Source organism: Romboutsia lituseburensis DSM 797 (assembly GCF_900103615.1).
In the GTDB taxonomy this organism is placed as follows: domain Bacteria; phylum Bacillota; class Clostridia; order Peptostreptococcales; family Peptostreptococcaceae; genus Romboutsia_F; species Romboutsia_F lituseburensis.
This window is the reverse complement of record NZ_FNGW01000002.1, coordinates 138584-158059: the sequence shown is the minus strand read 5'-3', so window position 1 is coordinate 158059 and position 19476 is coordinate 138584. Positions and strand designations below refer to the sequence as shown.

Annotated in this window: 17 protein-coding genes; 12 read left to right on the top strand and 5 right to left on the bottom strand. The window is 27.1% G+C overall.

What is annotated here, in order from left to right; all coding sequences use genetic code 11:
- Positions 1 to 8 precede the first annotated feature (8 nt).
- A complete protein-coding gene (locus tag BLP75_RS03915; RefSeq protein ID WP_092723112.1) occupies positions 9 to 1334 on the bottom strand; it encodes a DUF1002 domain-containing protein in 1326 nt (441 codons plus the stop codon).
- A 301-nt stretch (positions 1335 to 1635) separates the two neighbouring features.
- On the opposite strand from BLP75_RS03915, the gene BLP75_RS03910 reads away from it, so the two are divergent.
- Together BLP75_RS03910 and BLP75_RS03905 are read left to right on the top strand one after the other, a co-directional pair.
- The gene (locus BLP75_RS03910; RefSeq protein WP_092723110.1) at positions 1636 to 3360 is read left to right on the top strand and encodes an ABC transporter ATP-binding protein; all 1725 of its coding nucleotides are present in this window, start codon (positions 1636 to 1638) and stop codon (positions 3358 to 3360) included.
- 1 nt (position 3361) lies between these two features.
- Entirely contained in the window at positions 3362 to 5206 is a 1845-nt protein-coding gene (locus tag BLP75_RS03905; protein ID WP_092723108.1) for an ABC transporter ATP-binding protein, read from the top strand.
- Positions 5207 to 5240: 34 nt separating this feature from the next.
- Here BLP75_RS03905 and BLP75_RS03900 read toward each other — a convergent pair whose 3' ends face one another.
- On the bottom strand, positions 5241 to 5861 hold the full coding sequence (locus tag BLP75_RS03900; RefSeq protein ID WP_092723106.1) for a hypothetical protein: 621 nt from the start codon (positions 5859 to 5861) through the stop codon (positions 5241 to 5243).
- Positions 5862 to 5927: 66 nt separating this feature from the next.
- Complete coding sequence (locus tag BLP75_RS03895) at positions 5928 to 6482, bottom strand: hypothetical protein (protein ID WP_092723104.1); 555 nt, start codon at positions 6480 to 6482, stop codon at positions 5928 to 5930.
- Positions 6483 to 6863: 381 nt separating this feature from the next.
- Between BLP75_RS03895 and BLP75_RS03890 the strand changes: the two genes are divergently transcribed.
- Together BLP75_RS03890 and BLP75_RS03885 are read left to right on the top strand one after the other, a co-directional pair.
- Entirely contained in the window at positions 6864 to 7373 is a 510-nt protein-coding gene (locus tag BLP75_RS03890; protein WP_092723102.1) for a type I restriction enzyme HsdR N-terminal domain-containing protein, read from the top strand.
- A gap of 527 nt (positions 7374 to 7900) precedes the next feature.
- Complete coding sequence (locus BLP75_RS03885) at positions 7901 to 8785, top strand: sigma-70 family RNA polymerase sigma factor (RefSeq protein ID WP_092723100.1); 885 nt, start codon at positions 7901 to 7903, stop codon at positions 8783 to 8785.
- 144 nt (positions 8786 to 8929) lie between these two features.
- Here BLP75_RS03885 and BLP75_RS03880 read toward each other — a convergent pair whose 3' ends face one another.
- Positions 8930 to 9346: a DUF3783 domain-containing protein gene (locus tag BLP75_RS03880; protein WP_092723098.1), complete on the bottom strand. Its 417-nt coding sequence runs from the start codon at positions 9344 to 9346 to the stop codon at positions 8930 to 8932.
- 97 nt (positions 9347 to 9443) lie between these two features.
- The gene (locus tag BLP75_RS03875) at positions 9444 to 9788 is read right to left on the bottom strand and encodes a phage holin family protein (RefSeq protein ID WP_092723096.1); all 345 of its coding nucleotides are present in this window, start codon (positions 9786 to 9788) and stop codon (positions 9444 to 9446) included.
- Positions 9789 to 9972: 184 nt separating this feature from the next.
- On the opposite strand from BLP75_RS03875, the gene BLP75_RS03870 reads away from it, so the two are divergent.
- The 8 genes from BLP75_RS03870 (at position 9973) to BLP75_RS03835 (ending at position 19437) form a co-directional block, all read left to right on the top strand.
- Positions 9973 to 11682: a dynamin family protein gene (locus BLP75_RS03870; protein ID WP_170139148.1), complete on the top strand. Its 1710-nt coding sequence runs from the start codon at positions 9973 to 9975 to the stop codon at positions 11680 to 11682.
- Positions 11683 to 11686: 4 nt separating this feature from the next.
- A complete protein-coding gene (locus BLP75_RS03865; RefSeq protein ID WP_139149825.1) occupies positions 11687 to 13372 on the top strand; it encodes a dynamin family protein in 1686 nt (561 codons plus the stop codon).
- A 241-nt stretch (positions 13373 to 13613) separates the two neighbouring features.
- A complete protein-coding gene (locus BLP75_RS03860; RefSeq protein ID WP_092723090.1) occupies positions 13614 to 14282 on the top strand; it encodes a DUF969 domain-containing protein in 669 nt (222 codons plus the stop codon).
- 21 nt (positions 14283 to 14303) lie between these two features.
- The gene (locus BLP75_RS03855; RefSeq protein WP_092723088.1) at positions 14304 to 15236 is read left to right on the top strand and encodes a DUF979 domain-containing protein; all 933 of its coding nucleotides are present in this window, start codon (positions 14304 to 14306) and stop codon (positions 15234 to 15236) included.
- 47 nt (positions 15237 to 15283) lie between these two features.
- Entirely contained in the window at positions 15284 to 15925 is a 642-nt protein-coding gene (gene pcp, locus BLP75_RS03850; RefSeq protein ID WP_092723086.1) for a pyroglutamyl-peptidase I, read from the top strand.
- Positions 15919 to 16335: a gamma-glutamylcyclotransferase family protein gene (locus BLP75_RS03845; protein WP_092723084.1), complete on the top strand. Its 417-nt coding sequence runs from the start codon at positions 15919 to 15921 to the stop codon at positions 16333 to 16335. Before pcp ends, BLP75_RS03845 begins: the two co-directional genes overlap by 7 nt.
- Before the next feature lie 126 nt (positions 16336 to 16461).
- Positions 16462 to 17535: a tetratricopeptide repeat-containing glycosyltransferase family 2 protein gene (locus BLP75_RS03840; RefSeq protein WP_092723082.1), complete on the top strand. Its 1074-nt coding sequence runs from the start codon at positions 16462 to 16464 to the stop codon at positions 17533 to 17535.
- 420 nt (positions 17536 to 17955) lie between these two features.
- Entirely contained in the window at positions 17956 to 19437 is a 1482-nt protein-coding gene (locus BLP75_RS03835; protein ID WP_092723080.1) for a UDP-N-acetylmuramoyl-L-alanyl-D-glutamate--2,6-diaminopimelate ligase, read from the top strand.
- Positions 19438 to 19476 lie beyond the last annotated feature (39 nt).

Below are 19476 nucleotides of genomic sequence, written 5' to 3'. Positions count from 1 at the left end.
AAATTTATTTATTGAGCAGGTGGTATTTCAGATGTTTGATTATTATCTTGTGAATTTTGTTCCTGCGTATTATTTTCAACTGGACTACTATTTTCATCTACTGAAGGTTGTTGAGTTTCTTTTTTATCTTCAGTATTAGAAGTTGGAGTATTTTGCTCTAAAGATGAATCTTGATTATTTAAATTTTTAGAAGCATCATCTTTTGGTTCAATAGCATTGTTTTGTTCAGGTGTAGAGTTAACGTTAGAATCATTAGTTTTATTTTCTGAATTTGAGTTAAACAATCCAGTAAACCAATTCCAAACTTTAGCAAAGAATCCTTCGACTTCTTCACTTGAAGGCATATTTATTGCTTTATCATCTGTAGCGTCTATTTGAGCATTTGAACCTAATAATTCATCATTAGTATTTTCAAGTATGCCTAAATCTTTACTATTAGAATTGAATAAGTTACCAAACCATTCACCTATTCCTCCAAAAAAATCACCTATTGAATCAAATAAACCAGAGTTACCAACATTTTCACCAAGAGCTGATAAATTTTTATCTACATTATCAGAAACATTAGCTAAAGTATCTTTTATTTTATTATATTCATAATCTTGTTGAGATATTTTTAGCATTAAATCTTCTATTTTTTTAAATTGTTCATCAGTTAGATTTATGTTGTAGTTATTTGTTATGTTATTTATAGTATCTGCTATTTGAACAGTATCTTTAGTACCATTTTTTATTATCTCACTTTTTATATCATTGATAACACCAGTAGCTTTATCTTGACCTACTTCATCTCCTAAGTCACCTGTAGTAATTAACTCTTCTGTAGCTAATTCTTTTTTATCTTCAGGTAGAGGTTTACCTGTAGCATCTTCAAATGCCTTCATAACACCTGTTAAAGCTCCTGTACCAGATACAGGGAATGGAGCAGCTGCTATTACGTTAGCATTTTCTATACCAGCAGTAGATAAAGTAGTTGCTATCATAGAACTAGTAACCCAAGTAAGATTAGCTGTTTTTACGTTTATACCGTTTCCTTTAGTAGTTGGTTCAACATAAGAACAAGAAATAGTTATTTTACCTAGTTGTTCTTCGCTTGCAACACCTTGTAGATATTTTCTTTCTTCTTGATTATTAACATCTAAAACAACAGCTTCATTATCATTAACACCAAAATATTTTAACATCTGTTGCTTTTGCTCTGGTTTTAAGTTTGCACCAAGTGTAACAACTTTTGAACTATCTGCAAATGAAAGAGTAAGTGTAGACAAACTAAGCACAGCAGCAAGAGTAAGCGTAGTAGCTTTTTTTCTAAAATTTTTAAATACTTTATTCATAAATTTTCATTCCTTTCAACTTTTAAAAGTTAAACCATAATATGTGTCCCCACTATAGTATACTATAAACTATTTTTTATGATAAGTGAATTACAAGTTGGTAACAAAATACAGAAAATTGTCAATTTTCAAAAATATAAGTTATGATTATTTAATAAAAAAATAGAAAATTATAATAAAATTTATAACGAATAAAAATTAAGCCATTATAAATATATTACTGGTGAATTTTAGTTATTCGTATAGGGTAAAATAATCACATCAATTTGAATATAAATAATCCAATAAAAGGAGGGAACATATGATTAAATTATTAAAAGGCCTTAAATCTTACTTAGGAATAATAGTTGTTATATTTATATTAGTATTTTTACAGTCTTTATCCGATGTTTATTTACCAAATTTAATGAGTGATATAGTTGATAAAGGTGTTGTTAATAAAGATACTAATTATATTATAAATACTGGATTTAAAATGATTTTGGTAACTTTTTTAGGAGGAGTAGTTACTGTTAGTGCAAGTTATTTTTCATCAAAAGTCGCTATGGGCTTTGGTCGAGATTTAAGAAATAAAGTGTTTGAAAGAGTTGAAAATTTTTCTTTGCATGAGTTTAATCAAATTGGAACAGCATCACTTATAACAAGGACTACAAATGATATAACTCAGATTCAACAAGTTGTTATGATTATGCTTAGGATGATGCTTTACGCACCGATGGTAGCTATAGGAGCAACTATAATGGCAGTTAGAAAAGATGCTAAATTATCATTAATAATATTAGTTGCAATGCCTATTCTTATAATAAGTATAGGGTTAATACTTAAAAGAGCAGTACCTTTATTTAAATCAATGCAAAAAAAAGTAGATAATTTAAACAGAGTACTTAGAGAAAATCTAATAGGTGTAAGAGTTATTAGAGTATTTAATAAGGTAGATTTAGAAAGAAAAAGATTTAAAAATGCTAGTTTAGACTTATGCGAAGTTGCAACTAAAGCTAACCAAACTATAACATTACTTATGCCTCTTATGATGCTTATAGTAAATATAAGTATTATATCTGTTGTTTGGTTTGGTGGAATTAGAATAGATAACGGAGAAATGCAAGTTGGAGATTTAATGGCGTTTATACAGTATTTATCCCAAATAATGTTTGCACTTATGATGCTTTCTATGATGTTTGTTATGATACCACGTGCATCAGCATCAGCAACAAGAATAAATGAAATATTAGATATAGAAAAGACTTTAAGTGACAAAGAGAATGCAATCAAAGATACGGATAAAAAAGGATTTGTAGAATTTAAAAACGTAAGTTTTTCATATGAAAAAGATACTGAAAAAGTTTTAAATAACATAAGTTTTGTAAGCAAGCCAGGAGAAGTAACAGCTATCATTGGAGGTACAGGATCTGGTAAATCAACTTTAGTAAAGTTAATTCCTAGATTTTTTGATGCCACAGAAGGTGAAGTTTTAGTGGATGGAGTAAATGTAAAAGATTTAGAGCAACATGCATTAAGAAGTAAAATAGGTTATGTTCCTCAAAAAGCTATATTATTTAGTGGAACTATTTTTGAAAATTTAAAATATGGGAAGGAAAATGCAACAGAAGAAGAAGTTAAAAAGGCAATAGAAATAGCGCAAGCAAAAGAGTTTGTAGATAATATGCAAGACAAAGAGAATTCTTTTATAGCTCAAGGTGGTACAAATGTATCAGGAGGTCAAAAACAAAGATTATCAATTGCACGTGCTATTGTAAAAAAACCTGAAATATATATTTTTGATGATAGTTTTTCTGCACTTGATTTTAAAACGGATGCAGCACTTCGAGCATCTCTTTTAAAAGAAACAAAAGATTCTACAGTAATACTTGTAGCACAAAGAGTATCAACCGTAATGGATGCAACAAGAATAATAGTACTAGATGATGGATGTGTAGCGGGAATAGGTACTCATGATGAATTACTAAAAACTTGTGATATATATAATGAAATAGTATCCTCACAACTTTCAAAGGAGGAGATGTAATATGGCAAGTGAAAATAAGCAACCAAAGCCAGCAGGTATGGGTGGACCAATGAGAGGTGCAATGCCAACTGATAAAGCAAAAGATTTTAAAGGTACATTAAAAAGACTACTAGGGTATGTAAAACATTATAAAAAAAGTATTGTATTAGTTTTTATAGCTGCTATTTTAAGTACAGTATTTTCTATAGTGAGTCCCAAAATATTAGGGAAAGCTACAACTAAAATTTTCGAAGGAATAATGATGAAAGTTAAAGGTGTACCTGGAGCTTTTATTGATTTTAATTATATAGGCAAAATATTAATATTATTAATAGTACTGTATGTTATAAGTAGTATATTTAGCTATATTCAACAGTATATAATGGCAATAGTAGCCCAAAAAACAGTATATGATATGAGAAATGATGTCTATGATAAGCTAAATACACTACCACTAAAGTTTTTTGATGCTCATACCCATGGGGAACTTTTAAGTAGAGTTAGTAATGATATAGATAATATAAGTTCTACATTACAACAAAGTATAACTCAGTTAATAACATCTATTGTAACTATAATTGGAGTAATAGTAATGATGTTAACTATAAGTCCAATTATGACAATAGTAACAATAGTAACACTACCACTAGGGGTAATATTTGTAAGACCTATAATTAAAAGATCACAAGGTCAATTTATAAAACAACAAAGAGTTATAGGCGAGCTAAATGGACATGTAGAGGAAATGTATACAGGACATGACGTTATAAAAGCTTTTAATAGAGAGGGTAACTCTATAAATACATTTAAAAATATAAATGAAGATTTATATTCAGCTGCATGGAGAGCTCAATTTATGTCTGGAATAATGATGCCTGTTATGAATTTTACAAATAATTTAGGCTATGTGTTTGTATCTGTTATAGGCGGAATACTTGTAACACGTGGCAAAATACAAATTGGGGATATACAAGCATTTATACAATATTCAAAGCAATTTGCTCAACCAATAAGCCAAACTGCAAATATTGCAAATATAATACAATCTACAGTTGCATCAGCAGAAAGAGTGTTTGAGCTTTTAGATGAGGAAGAAATGATCAAAGATCCAGTACCTAGCAAAAAAATAGAAAATCCACAAGGAATGGTCGAATTTGAACATGTTAAATTTGGATATGAAGAAGATCATATATTAATAGATGATATGAATATAAACGTACTTCCTGGACAAACAGTAGCTATAGTTGGACCAACAGGAGCAGGAAAAACTACTTTAGTTAATTTACTACTTAGATTTTATGAATTAAATGGAGGTAGGATTTTAATTGATGGAGTAGATATAAAAGAAATGAAAAGAGAAGATCTAAGGGATATGTTTGGAATGGTTCTTCAAGACACCTGGTTGTTTAAAGGAAGTATAAAGGAAAATATAGCATATGGGACAAAGGAAACTACGGATGAACACATTGTAGCTGTGGCTAAAGCTGCAAATGCAGACCACTTTATTAGAACATTACCAAAAGGATACGATACAGAAATAAATGAAGAAGCATCTAATATTTCTCAAGGTCAAAAACAATTATTAACTATAGCAAGGGCTATGCTTAAAAATCCTAAGATATTAATTCTAGATGAAGCTACAAGTAGTGTTGATACAAGAACAGAAATAAATATACAAAGAGCTATGAATAAAATGATGGAAGGTAGAACTAGTTTTGTTATTGCTCATAGACTATCTACTATAAAGGATGCTGATATAATTCTTGTTATGAAAGCTGGTAATGTTATAGAAAAAGGCAATCATGAAGAACTATTGGCTAAAGGCGGTGTATACGCTGACTTATATAATAGTCAATTTAGCAAATAAAGAAGCTGTCTAAATTAGACAGCTTCTTTATTACTTAAGGTTTCATTTGGATTTCAACTAAAGGATAAACTCTAAATACAAAAGTACCTGTAGCTGTAGCTGGTAGAGCTGTAGGATCATCAGCAACAAAGCTAATTGCATCATATCCAGGTGCACTGTCAACAACAATATAAGGCTTAGGATCATCAGCTGACATTAAATCGTATACTATATATTTAGTAGGGTCAGTAGGATCTTCCTGACTAAATGGTTCGAAAACCATAGTATAGTTAGTAGGATCAGTAGGAGCACTACCTACTGGATAACATCCGAATTCTTGTTCTAAACCTACGAATTGTTGGCTGCCTGCAAGTAAAGTTGTAGGAGAAGAGTGTAACATTGGTTCATATGGTGCAGCACCAGAAACGGTAACTTCATCTATTTTATAGTAAATTTTAACTATTTGATTATTACAACCTGGATTAGTGTAGTTATAGCTATTTGATGTTTCTTCAACCGATACTTTAAAGTATTGATCACTTGTCACATTTATGAAACAACTTACAAAAGGTACAACCTGAGTATAGTCATATGGATTTGTGATATTTATACCTATATTTTGTAAGTTAGATCTTCTCACTTGAAGATAAACAGGAGCTTCTTTTTGAAAAGCCATCTTAACATCTCCTTTTTATATTTTTTAGGATATATATTTATATTAAATATATGTTAATTCATTAAGTTATTTTGCTATAGCTTCAATAGATAAAGTTCCAGCTATAACAAAGAAATAAAGGTTTTGTGAAGCTGCTTCAGTTTCAGCAGAATCAAGTTTTAAATCAGTTAAAGTAACACTTAGATCATATTGATCAGTTGGATTATCAGTATATGCTAAAAGTTTTTTATCTATATTGATAGTACCTGAAGTAGAAGGCCATGCTAAGTTAAAGCCTTTAGGTTCAGGAATAGTACTTTCATCAAATAAATTAGCATTAGCTACAAACTGTATAGCTCCTTGAACACTTACTTGATTTACTGTAACATCACTAACTGATATAAAACCTTGAGGATTGCAATCTACTGGTATGTCTATAGGTGGATCGATTTGTTCTACAACCTCTTCAACTTTAAGGATAAGGTCAGATGTATTTAAAGCTATTCCTAGTTTGTCTATAGGAAATCCTGTTTGAGAAGAAAAAAAGTCAATTGTATCTTCATTGAATTGCATAGGATAGTTAACTGTTATACCACCTTTAAATTCAACAATAAGGGGTTGTTTTGCACAAGGTATACCCATTTATATATTCCTCCAATACTTGGTTATATTAGAGAGAAGAACTCTCTAATATAATTTATTACTTATAGTGAAAAAGTGTGATACTTTAAATTAACTTAAAATAAAAAAAATATTAAATTAAGTCGAAAAGATATATTGAAAGAGTATTTATAAGTTTCGAAAATCTAGTTAGGAGCTTTTTATAATTATAAATTTATACTGCATATACTAAGACTATATTAAAGATAAAATAAGGTAAGTATTAAAAAAATGTTAATGAGTAAAAATAATTTATATTTATGATTATTTTTACCTTAAAGATTGAAAAAATTGTAAATGTGGTATACTATAAAGAAGAAAAGTTTGGACAACAAATAGTTAGAAACTGAAAGGAGAATTATTATGTCAAAGCAATTAGTAAAAGAAAGAGTTATAAAGTACTTAATGGAGGACTTATTAGTTCCACATGATATGATAGATACAGATGTAGCATTATCTGAATTTGAGGAAGGTGCAGAAGGTGTATTAGATGTAGTTGTTAATGTTAAAGATAAAGAAGACTACTATGCACCAGTTATGATAGTTCAATGTATGGATGAAGACATAAAATTAGAAGGTGAAGTTGTACAAAAACAAATAGACTTCTTAGAAGATGTAGACAATATGACTATGGCCGGAAGATTAGTATTAACTAATGGTGATGCTATGATGTATGCAGACTGGACAGGAGAAGAATATGACACTGAAGCGGCTTTACCAACTTATGATACAATGGTAGAGGAATTCTTCAAAATGGAGGAATTAGCAGAAAATCATGAACAACATCATAATGAAGATGGTCATGAATGTGGATGTGGACACGATGATAATCATGACTGTGGATGTGGAGACGACTGTGGTTGTAAGCACTAATAAAAATACAAAAATATACAAACTTGACTATATTTTTTAATGGTGGTATTATTAAATGGTTAAAGATTCTCTATAAAAAACCGTAAGTGTTGGGGCAAACGCTAAGGATTTGTTAATAGAGGGGTTTATAACGTCGTTCGAGGAAAAAAGACTGCATTTTGCAGTCTTTTTTTCTATATATAGTCTAAATACTAAGTAATTAAAAGATACTATAGAAATATATTAAAAAATAATATATAAATGTATAAATAAAAAATTTTGAAAAATTAAAAAATATACTATTTTTTAATAAAAAACAGTTGAAAAATCTATGAAAATTTACTACAATAAATTACCAAAAAAAAACTATAAAAAAAAGAAGGAAATTTGGAACGTAAAGTAGAATAATAGATAAATAAACTTATTGACATTTAAGTTAATTGAATGGTATTTTTCAGTAATAGAAATCATATTATAGAATTAGATGAAGCTAAAAAATACTTAAATATTTTGATTAACAAACTAATATGGATAGAAGGGGTTAGATTATGGGGGCTAAAAAAGAACATACTTATGAAAACTATATTTATGGGGACTCATCAAACACATCAAATGCAATGAAAATGTACTTAAAAGAAATTGAAGAGTACAAAATGCTATCAGCCGTTGAAGAAGTAGAACTAGCAAAGGCAATAATTAACTCTTCACCAGAAGCGAAAGAACAATTTATAAATGCCAATTATAGATTAGTTGTAAGTATTGCTAAAAAATACAGAAAAGAAAGTGTAGATATGTTAGATTTAATTCAAGCTGGAAATATTGGATTAATAAAAGCTGTAGAAAAGTACGATTATAAAAAGGGGTATAAATTTAGTACTTATGCTACGTGGTGGATAAAACAAAGTATAACAAGATACATAGATGACTGTGAAAATACTATTAGAATACCTGTGCATCTACATCAAAGAATAAATTTCGTTAAAAGAAAAAAACAAGAGTTGGCTAATGTGCTTCAAAGAGATCCTAGCCTAGATGAGCTAGCAGAAGTATGTGATCTTGAAGTAGAAAAAGTTATAGATATATTAAAGAGAGATAAAAACGTAGTATCTTTAGATACACCTATAAAAGAAGATGAAGATAGCAGTTTAGTTGAATTTATTCCATCAGATGCAGATTTTGGCGATGTAGTAATGCATGAAGTAGAACAAAATAATTTACGTGAAAAAATAGAAGAATTATTAACTGGCCTTAGCGAACAAGAACAAAGAGTTCTTAGAATGAGATTTGGTCTTGATGATGATACACCTAAAACATTAGAAGAAATAGGAAAAGTATTTGGTGTAACAAGAGAAAGAATTAGACAAATCGAAGCTAAGGCAATAAGAAAATTAAGACATCCAAGTCGATTAAAGCAACTAAAACATTTTTATTAATTAGAACTTACTCTTCTTAAGATAAATGATAGCACAAAAAGTTCTAGAAAACATCTAATATATTTTAAATTTACAAAAACTATAAAAAATAAATTTTATTTAAATAAAAATAGTCTCAAACTTATTATAAGTTTGAGACTATTTTTAATGTTTAATAGTTTTTCCACTTTTTAAAGCATTTCTTTCTTCTAATAAATGAGAGACAAGAGTATTTAAAGTCCAGTTTATATTATTTTCAGTAACAAATGCTATAAGAGGTCTGCTAATTCTAAACTTCTTCATATTATCTATAAAAGAACTTACTTTAATAGACTCAATATTATTGAAAATCAAAGATTTTTGATTTAGACCTTCTTTTTCACTATGATCTAATTTATTATTAATTATGTCTTTAATTATAGAGTTTGAATTACTTTTAGTTAAGATTTCTATATCTTTAATACCTAATAAATTACAAATTATTTTAATTACAGAAAGTTCTTTAGCATTAAAGTTGTATGCAATTACAAAACTTCGACTATCGTTATTTATATTAATATCACTTATTTTAGTAAAACTCATAAAATACCTCCAAAAAACTATATTGTATTATATTTATTATTACCCAATAATTATTAGTTTAAAAATACATTAAAAAAGAAGAGGATATCCTCTTCTTTTAGTTATCACTAAGTACACTATATAAAATCATATTTGCAATAGATAATAATATAGATGCAATAATTGCACTTACAAATCCACTTAGGTGAACTCCAGAAACAATTGAAAATGCAAGTTTTAAAACAGCTCCGTTAATAACTAAAGAAAAAAGACCTAAAGTTAAGAATGTTATTGGTAAAGAGAAAAACTTTATAATAGGCTTTACCGTAAGATTCAAAATACCAAATATTAAGGTAAGAATAAGTAGTGATTTAAAAGATCCTATATACATACTATCCATTAATAGGGAAACTAAATATATAGAAATTGCATTTACAACAATAAATGATGATGCTTTTTTCATATCAAACATCTCCTTTCAGTAAAAGTATATGAATACTTAATATAATATTTATACATTTAATTTATAAAAATTGCAAGGCTAATAGATTAAACTAAAATAATATAGTTAGGTATTGAAAAAATAAATTATTCATATAATGTAAAATAAATAATTAAATACAGTAAAGCTAAAAGGAATGGTAACTATGTATGAAAGTAGGCAAATAGAGCTTTCACGTATGATAAATATAATAAACAGTATAGAACAATTGTTAGATATGCTTAAATTAGATGTAGATTTTTCACAAGAAAGTAAATCATCAAATTTATTAAATTCATTACAAATAGAAGTTGAAAGGACTTTAGATAGTATTTTAGAACTAAAAAATCCATTTTTATTATTTGTAATAGGATCCGGAAATTATGGAAAATCAACATTGATAAACGCTTTATTAAATCAAAACATTGTTGAGACAAATGACATACCAAATACATGGAAGTTAGATGAATTTATAATGGCAGATGATGAAAAAATAGAGATTTATTACACTGATAAAGAAAAAGATATAATAAGTATAGATAAGGGAAAATATATCTTAAATAATGAAGAATATAAATTTAAACAGTCAAAAAAATATATATCTAGTATTATAAAGGAATATAAAAAAAATAAAGATATAAGTACTAAAGAACTTAAAGAATATAAGATAAAGTTAGAAGAAAAATATTTGTATGAGTCCAATATAGAAAAAGTTAAATATTATTTAAAAAAAGGTTCTATTTTAAATGATTTTATAATTGTAGATACACCTGGATTGAATCAAACTTTATTAAAAAACACATTAAATAGAATGAAAACATATTACGAAAAAGCAGATGGCGTTATATGGTTGATAGATGCTTCAAACGTAGTATCAAGTGAAACTAGTAAATTAATAAATGAAATAAATTATATTGATGAATTCTATAAAACTAAGAAAAATAAGATAGCAGTAGTAAATAAGATAGATATAATTAAAAAAGAAAACATAGCTAACCTTGCTAAAGTTAGAAGACGTATAACTGAAATATATGGAAGCGAATTTGAAGATATAGTGTATGTTTCAGCAAAAGAAGCTTTAAATGGTTTTTTGAATAATGATTATGAATTAGTAAAAAAAAGCAATATAGAAGGATTATATAATAGTATAAATGAGAACTTTACTAAATTATGTGAACATAACCAGATAGCTTCAAAATACAGAAATCTAGATATGATGAAAACCAATGTAATGAATTTAATTTATGATTACAAAAGAGAGCTTTATAATGATATGTCTATATATAATCAAATTGATTTTGATATAAATAAAAAATCTAAAAAATTATATATATTTACAAATGATTATATTGATAGTATAAAAAATAAAAACATTTGTATAGATAAATTTAATTGTGTATTGAGAGATAACGTAGAAAATTTGCAAAATCAATGTAATATAGAGCTAAAAATGTTATATGATGAGATACAAAAAAAAGCAAATTTAAATAAGATAAATAAAAAAGATAAATTAGATACAAAAATATATTTTACTAAAAGTAAAAATCTAGTAATTAACTATCACATGTCAAGTAGCATACATAGAGAAATTAAAACTAGATATCTAAGTAAAAATATTTTTGATAAATTTATAACTAAAAAAAACTGTAAAATTCAAACCAATGATATCATATTCAAAGAGCAAATCTATAAGAAAATCAATAATTTAAAATATGAGATAAATCAAGCACTAAGTGATAAAATTGAATCAATAAAGATTGACATAAACCAAACTAAAAATAATGCATTTGAAAAAAAATACATTCATTATTCAAACATAAAAAAACATATACAATACTTAAACGATATAGAAAAAATACTAAATGATTTGAGGTGAAATTTTGCAAAAAAATAATATTGATATTTATAGTGTAAAAGAACAGTTTTTAGATTCTCCTATTAGAAAAAAAATAATAGAAGGAAACTCCCTTCCATTTAAAGATTTAATTTATAAAAAATTAGATGAAACGTTAGAAAACATAAAAGTTATAGAAAATAATAAACATGATCCTTTAAAAATAGTTATTGTAGGTGAAGTTAAATCAGGAAAATCTAGTTTAGTAAATGCACTTTTAGGTTGCGAAGTTAGTGAAGTTGATGTTTTAGAAGCTACATCTAATATATTAGAAGTAATTTATGGCTCAGAATCATATATAACAAGAGATAAACATGTTACTAAGGTTAGATTAAATCTAGAGTATTTAAAAAATATAAACATAGTAGACACTCCAGGTCTTAAGAGTATAACAAAACAAAATGAAGAAAAAACTATGTCATATATTAAAAATGCAGACTTGATTTTATTTGTAATAGATGCAACTCATCTAGGTCAAGAAGATATATCTGATGTACTAGATTTAATTTGCGAATATAAAAAGCCTATTGTAGGAGTTATAAATAAAAGTGACTTATTAGATAAAAATAAAAATGATACATTAGAATATATAAATGATGAGTATGGGATTTATATGGATAAATTTTTTATGGTATCTTCTTATTTAGAATATCAGGCAAAAATTAGTAAAAAGGCAATAGCTAAAGATAATGACTTAGTAATATCTAACTATACAGATTTGAAAAAAAATTTTAATGATTTAAATAAATATATAAAAAATATATATGAAAATTGTGATGATATAAAAAAAGAAAGTAGAGAGCTATCAATTAAAGGTGTTATACAGAAAGAAATAATAAATCACCATGATTATATAAAATCAATATCTATTACTATTGATGAACTTAATAAATATGAAAAGGTACTTCAAAATAAGTTTGAATATATAAAGTCTAAAATGGATTTTGAAATTGATGATTGGTCAAATCGTCTATTTTTCAATGAAGAAATGGAAAAGATAAAGGAAAATATAGCTAATGCAAATCTATATATAAATGAAAATTATGTAGATGAAATTATTAATAAAAAAAAGGTAGAATTAGATGATTTATTTTTTGTAGAGTGGAGTGAATGTATAAAAGAAGTAAGTCAAGAACTTGATGAAAATATAAAAAAATATGTGGAAGAAATAAATTATAAAAAAGAATTTTTAAGTAGCCCTAACTTTAATTTGGAAAAAGATAAAGCTAACATGAATGATATGTTAGCAGTAGTAGGAACAGGAGCTGTAATAGGAGCAACATCTGGAAGTATTGTGTCACTATATAGTGCTTTGATTGGTGGATCTGCTGCATCAGTTACTATAGGCAGTGCATTAATGATGTATTGCCCTCCATTATTAATTGCAGGTACAGTAAGTGGTGCATTAGCAAAAGCTATATATGATAAAGTTAGGTTAGAGCAAAAAAGCAAAGATATATTAAAGGATGTAGATGATTTTATAGAGGAATTAAAGTATAAGACAGTAGAAGATTTGAAAAAGGGATATGAAAGTGCAAGTAAAGAAATCCTTTATACTACTTTAGATATTTTAAAAAATATAAAAGGTATATATAATAGCAAATATGACTTAGAAACTTTAGTAAAAGATAGTGAAGAATATATAAATAATTTTAAAAAAGTTTTAATATGAAATGAATAAAAAAGAAATTAAAAATATGTAAATAATAAGTAATTAAGGGTGTTTTAATAATATTAAAGCATCCTTTCTAATATATAGAAAATTTAGAAAATATATAATTTACAAAAAAATGGGACTTGCGCCAAAATTCGACAGAGTGTATAATAGATACAAATGATTTTAGATTCAATTGAATCAAAGTTAAACATCTTGGAAGAATAAAATTAAGTCAAAACGAAAGGAGCATTAAACCATGATAAAACTTATAGGAGTTTTAATTGTCGTAATAGGGTTTATTTTTAAAATTGAAACTCTTTTTACAGTATTAGTAGCGGGTCTTGCTACAGGTTTAGTAGCTGGTTTAGATATAAACCAAATAATTACCATTTTAGGTGAATCATTTGTCGCTAATAGAGCTGTATCATTATTCATATTAACATTACCTGTAATAGGAATTTTAGAGAGATATGGTTTAAGACAAAGAGCAGTACATTTAATAGAGAGCTTAGGAAAGCTTACAGCAGGTGGCGTTTTTAGTATATATATGCTAATAAGACAAATTGCTGGAGCACTATCAATAAGAATGAGTGGACATCCTCAGTTTGTTAGACCATTAGTAAATCCAATGGCTCAAGCAGCTGCAATAAGTAAGCATAAAGAAATAAAAGAAGAAGATGAAGAGGCTATAAAGGCATTAGCAGCTGCATCAGAAAACTACGGTAACTTCTATGGACAAAATTTATTTGCTGGAAGTAGTGGAGTTCTACTTATAGCATCAACTTTATCAGAACAAGGATTTAAAGTTTCAGAATTAGAAATAGCTAAAGCAAGTATAATAATGGCTATTGTAGCGTTTTTAGTATCAGCAGTTCAAAATTACTTATTTGATAAAAAGTTAAAAAGAAAATATGGACAAAAATAATTAAATAAGGAGGGAAACGACGTGCAAAACTTTATAAATATATCTTTAGAAATTTTTTATGCTCTTATGGGTTTTTTAATGATAGTTATTGCAATAAAGTCATATAAGACAATAGATAGTAATAAAAAATACGGAACAGCATTATTTTGGACATTAATGTCTATACCATTTATATTTGGAACATTAATACCTGCTAACATAATAGGATTAATTTTAATATTATCAAGTTTACTAACGCTTACAAAGCAAGTTGTATTCGCAAAATACGATATGCCAAGTGAAGAATTTGGTCAAAAGCAATCAGAAAAACTTGGTAATAAGATATTCTGGCCATCATTAGTATTAGCAGTTGCAGCAGTTGCAGTTGCAATGGGATTAAAAGCTTATGGAAGTTCTTCACAATTTGCAATTGGCGCAGGCGCAGTAGTTGCATTAATATCAGCATTTATGTTAACTAAAGCAAAAGTTTCTACAACAGTAGATGATAGTGCAAGGCTTTTACAACAAATGGGACCTGCAAGTATGTTACCACAACTTCTAGTTGCGCTTGGAGCACTGTTTACTACAGCTGGAGTTGGAGAAGTGATATCAAATATAATTTCAGGAGTAGTACCTGCAGATAGTAGATTTTTTGGAGTAGTTGCATACGTGATAGGTATGGCAATATTCACTATGATAATGGGAAATGCATTCGCTGCATTTGCTGTTATAACAGCAGGAATAGGTATACCGTTTGTTTTAGCACAAGGTGCTAATCCAGCGATAGTTGGTGCTTTAGCATTAACAGCTGGATACTGTGGAACATTATTAACACCAATGGCAGCAAACTTCAATATAGTCCCAGCGGCACTTTTAGAAATGAGAAAGCAATATGATGTTATAAAATATCAAGCACCAGTTGCTATAGTGTTATTAGTACTTCATATATTTGCAATGTATTTCTTAGCATTTTAGTAAAACAATAAACATAGAAGAAAAAAAGCATCACAGGAGGTAGCAAAATGAAAGTTTTATTAACGGGATTTGATCCATTTGGAGGAGAACTAGTAAACCCAGCAGAAGAAGCTGTAAAAATGGTAAGTAACAATATAAATGGAGCAGAAGTTATAAAAATAACTATACCAACAGTTCAAACCAAATCAGTTAAAGCTATAGAAGAAGCGGTTGAAAAGCATAATCCAGATATAGTTATATCTGTAGGACAAGCTGGAGGGCGATTTGATATAACTCCTGAAAGAGTTGCTATAAATATGGATGATTTTAGAATAAAAGACAATGAAGGAAATCAGCCAACAGACGAGATAATAAAAGAAGATGGGCAAACTGCATATTTTTCTAACTTACCAATAAAGGCAATGGTTAAACATATGAATGAAAATAAAATACCTGCGACTGTATCTAATACAGCTGGGACTTTTGTTTGCAATCATGTAATGTATGGAATATTATACATGATAGATAAAAAGTATCCTAATATAAAAGGTGGTTTTATACACATACCATATATGACTTCTCAAGTTATAGATAAGAAAAATACTCCATATATGTCTTTAGATGAAATTGTAAAAGGGCTAGAACTAGCGATAGAGGCATGTACTTTATATAAAGAAGATATAAAAACTATAGGTGGAGAAATATGTTAATAGATAAAATATTTGTATATGGCAGTTTGAGAAGTGATATGTTTAATTATAATAAGCTTTTAAATGGTAAAGTATCTAAAGTTTATAAAGGAACTATAAAAGGTCAACTATTTCACTTAGATAACAAGGGATATCCTGCAGTTATTCCAGGCAATGATAACATTTCTGGAGAATTAATGGAACTTAAAGATTTTGATAAAAGTCTTGTAGAGTTAGATAAATTAGAAAATTATACAGAAGATAATAATTTAAACTGTGAGTATTTAAGAAAAGAAGTAAAAGTTAAATTAGAAGATGGAAGTATAGAAAAAGCATACTACTATGAATACAATCCAGAATCTAATATAAATGAAAATGATAATTTAATACCAGTTTATTATGGTGATTGGAAAGTATATATGAATAAGTAAAAAATAGCCTTATAGGATAAATTTATCCTATAAGGCTATTTTATTTTAAATATGGATATGATTTAACAAAATATGTCGTCTTATCATACATTAAAGTATAATAAACAAAAGTAAGGAGTAATTAACATGACTACAATAAGCCTATGTATGATCGTTAAAGACGAAGAAGAAGTTATAACTAGATGCCTAGAGAGTGTATATGAAATAGTAGATGAAATAATAATCGTCGATACTGGATCAAAAGATAAAACTATAGACTTAGTAAGAAAATACACATCAGATATTTATAATTTTAAATGGATAGATGATTTTTCAAAAGCTAGAGACTTTTCATTTAGCAAAGCCACGAAAGATTATATATTGTGGCTAGATGCAGATGAAATTATAGATGAATTAAATCAAAAAAAGTTGCTAAGTTTAAAAAAGAGCTTAAAAGATAATATTGATGCTATAACTATGGAAACCCATATGTGTATAGATGAAAATGGAAATCCTAAAATAATATCAAGAAGAAATAGGATTGTAAAAAGAGAAAACAATTTTAAATGGATAGGTTTTATTCATGAATATATAGATATAGATGGAAATATATTAGAAAGTGACATATCAATAATACATGACAAAATAAAATGTATAGATGATAGAAATTTAAGAATATATAAGAAAAATTTAGAATTAGGGAATAAATTTAGTGATAGAGATTTGTACTATTATGGAAAAGAACTTTATTGTAATCTAATGTTTGATGAAGCTATAAATATATTGGAAGAGTTTGTATCTAGGGATGTTTGGGAAGAAGAACTTGTCGATGCTCTTTGCAAAATAGGTGAATGTTATATGTATAAAAAAGAAATGAAAAAAGCTAGAGAGTATTTTTATAAAACTTTTGAGTATGTAGAGCCTAGAGGTGAGATAATTTATAATATAGCTCAATCTTTTGAAAAGGAGAGAAAATTTATTCAAGCTATAACATGGTATGAGGTTATATTAAATTTACCTATACCAAAGAATTGCAGACAATGTATTAATCTAGGTTGCTGGAGATTTAAGCCACATTTAAATTTATGTGCATGTTATTTTGAATTAAATGATATATACAAATCATATTATCACCATAAAAAATGTCAGGAAATAAATCCGTTAGATAAAATTGTAATTGAAAATGAAAAATACTTTAAAAGTATTATAAGAGAAAAATAATATAAAAAAGAAAAAAGATGGGATTAACCCATCTTGAAAATATGTACAATTCTTACTTTTGGGGAAAGTAGAATATAGAATAAAAGTTAACACTATTTTCAGTTAAGATAGAAACAAAAAAGTCAGAAGACACAAGTCTTCTGACTATACTTAAGATATTTTCAAATATCTACATTTCTACTAAATATGTAACTCTTAACTTAAGTATAAAACGATTTCATATAAAATGTCAATCAATAAATTGACAAAATTTAATAAATATATAGAAGGAAATTAGCGTTAAATCATCTAAATATTATTCATATGAATTAAATTGTATTTAAAAAGATAAATACTTTAGTTATTAAAATATAGAAATAAGTAGCATAAAATAGAAGTTTAAAAAATATATTTTATTAACAGTAAGAAAGGAGCTATACTATGAAATTATACAAGCTTATAGAAAATTTGAATATAATGTCTATTGATGGAAACATGGATATAGATATAAGTGATATACATTACGACTCTAGATTAGTGACACAAAATAGTTTGTTTATTTGTATAAAAGGATTTAATAGTGATGGTCATAAATACATAAAAAATGCTATTGAAAAAGGTGCAAAAGCATTTTTAATACAAGATGATATAGATATTGAAGCTAAAGGAAATTTTACCTTTATAAAAGTTACAGATACTAGGGAAGGGATGGCAACAATAGCCTGTAATTTTTATAAAAATCCAGCTAACACATTAGAGGTTATCGGTGTTACAGGAACCAATGGAAAAACTAGCATAACAACATTTTTAAAACAAATTTTAAGTAAAAGAGCTCAAACAGGATTGATTGGAACAATAAATATAAATGATGGGAAAAATGAGATAATATCAAAAAATACTACACCAGAAAGTATAGACTTACAAAGTTATTTTAATGATATGATAAATAATAATTGTAAGTATTGTGCTATGGAGGTATCTTCTCATTCTCTGGCTTTAAATAGAGTAGGGAGTGTTAATTTTTCTATAGGGATATTTACAAACCTAACAGAAGATCATTTAGATTTTCATAAAAATTTAGAAGATTATAGAAATGCAAAAGAAAAATTATTCCATAAAACTAGCATTGCAAATATTATAAATATAGATGATGAAGGCGGAAAAGTAATTTTTGACAATATTAAAAAGTTAAGCACCCCAGTATATACATATGGTATAAATTCTGATGCAGATTTTACTGCAAGTGAGATAAAACTATATCCAAATGGAGTTTCTTATAAATTAAAAACACCAACATATACTGATTACATTTATGTAAATATACCAGGAAAATTTACAGTATATAATACACTAGGAGTAATAAGTGCATGTTATATTTTAAATATTGATATAGAAACTATTAAAGATGTTTTAAAAAATACACCTGGAGTTAAAGGACGATTTGAAAATATTAAAAATGATGAGGGGCTAACTGTTATTGTAGACTATGCCCATACTCCAGACGCATTAGAAAATGTATTAAATACATCTAAAGAGTTTGTAAAAGGAAAGATAATAACTGTTGTAGGATGTGGCGGAGATAGAGATAAAACAAAAAGGCCTATAATGGGAAAAATAGCTCAACAAAAATCTGATATAAGTATAATAACTTCAGATAACCCTAGAACAGAATCCCCAAGTCTTATAATAAAGGATATGCTAAAAGGTATAGATATGGACAATGATAATTTTATGGTAATAGAAGATAGAAAAGAAGCTATATACAAAGCAATAGAACTTGCAAACGTAGGGGATGTTGTTATGATAGCTGGGAAAGGGCATGAAAATTATCAAATAGTAGGTACAACTAAACATCACTTTGATGATAAAGAAATAGCTTTAGAGGCAATTGATGTATTAAAATCATCAGCATATAATATATAATTTAGTGAGCAAACAAACTCATATATAAAGCAGGTTTTT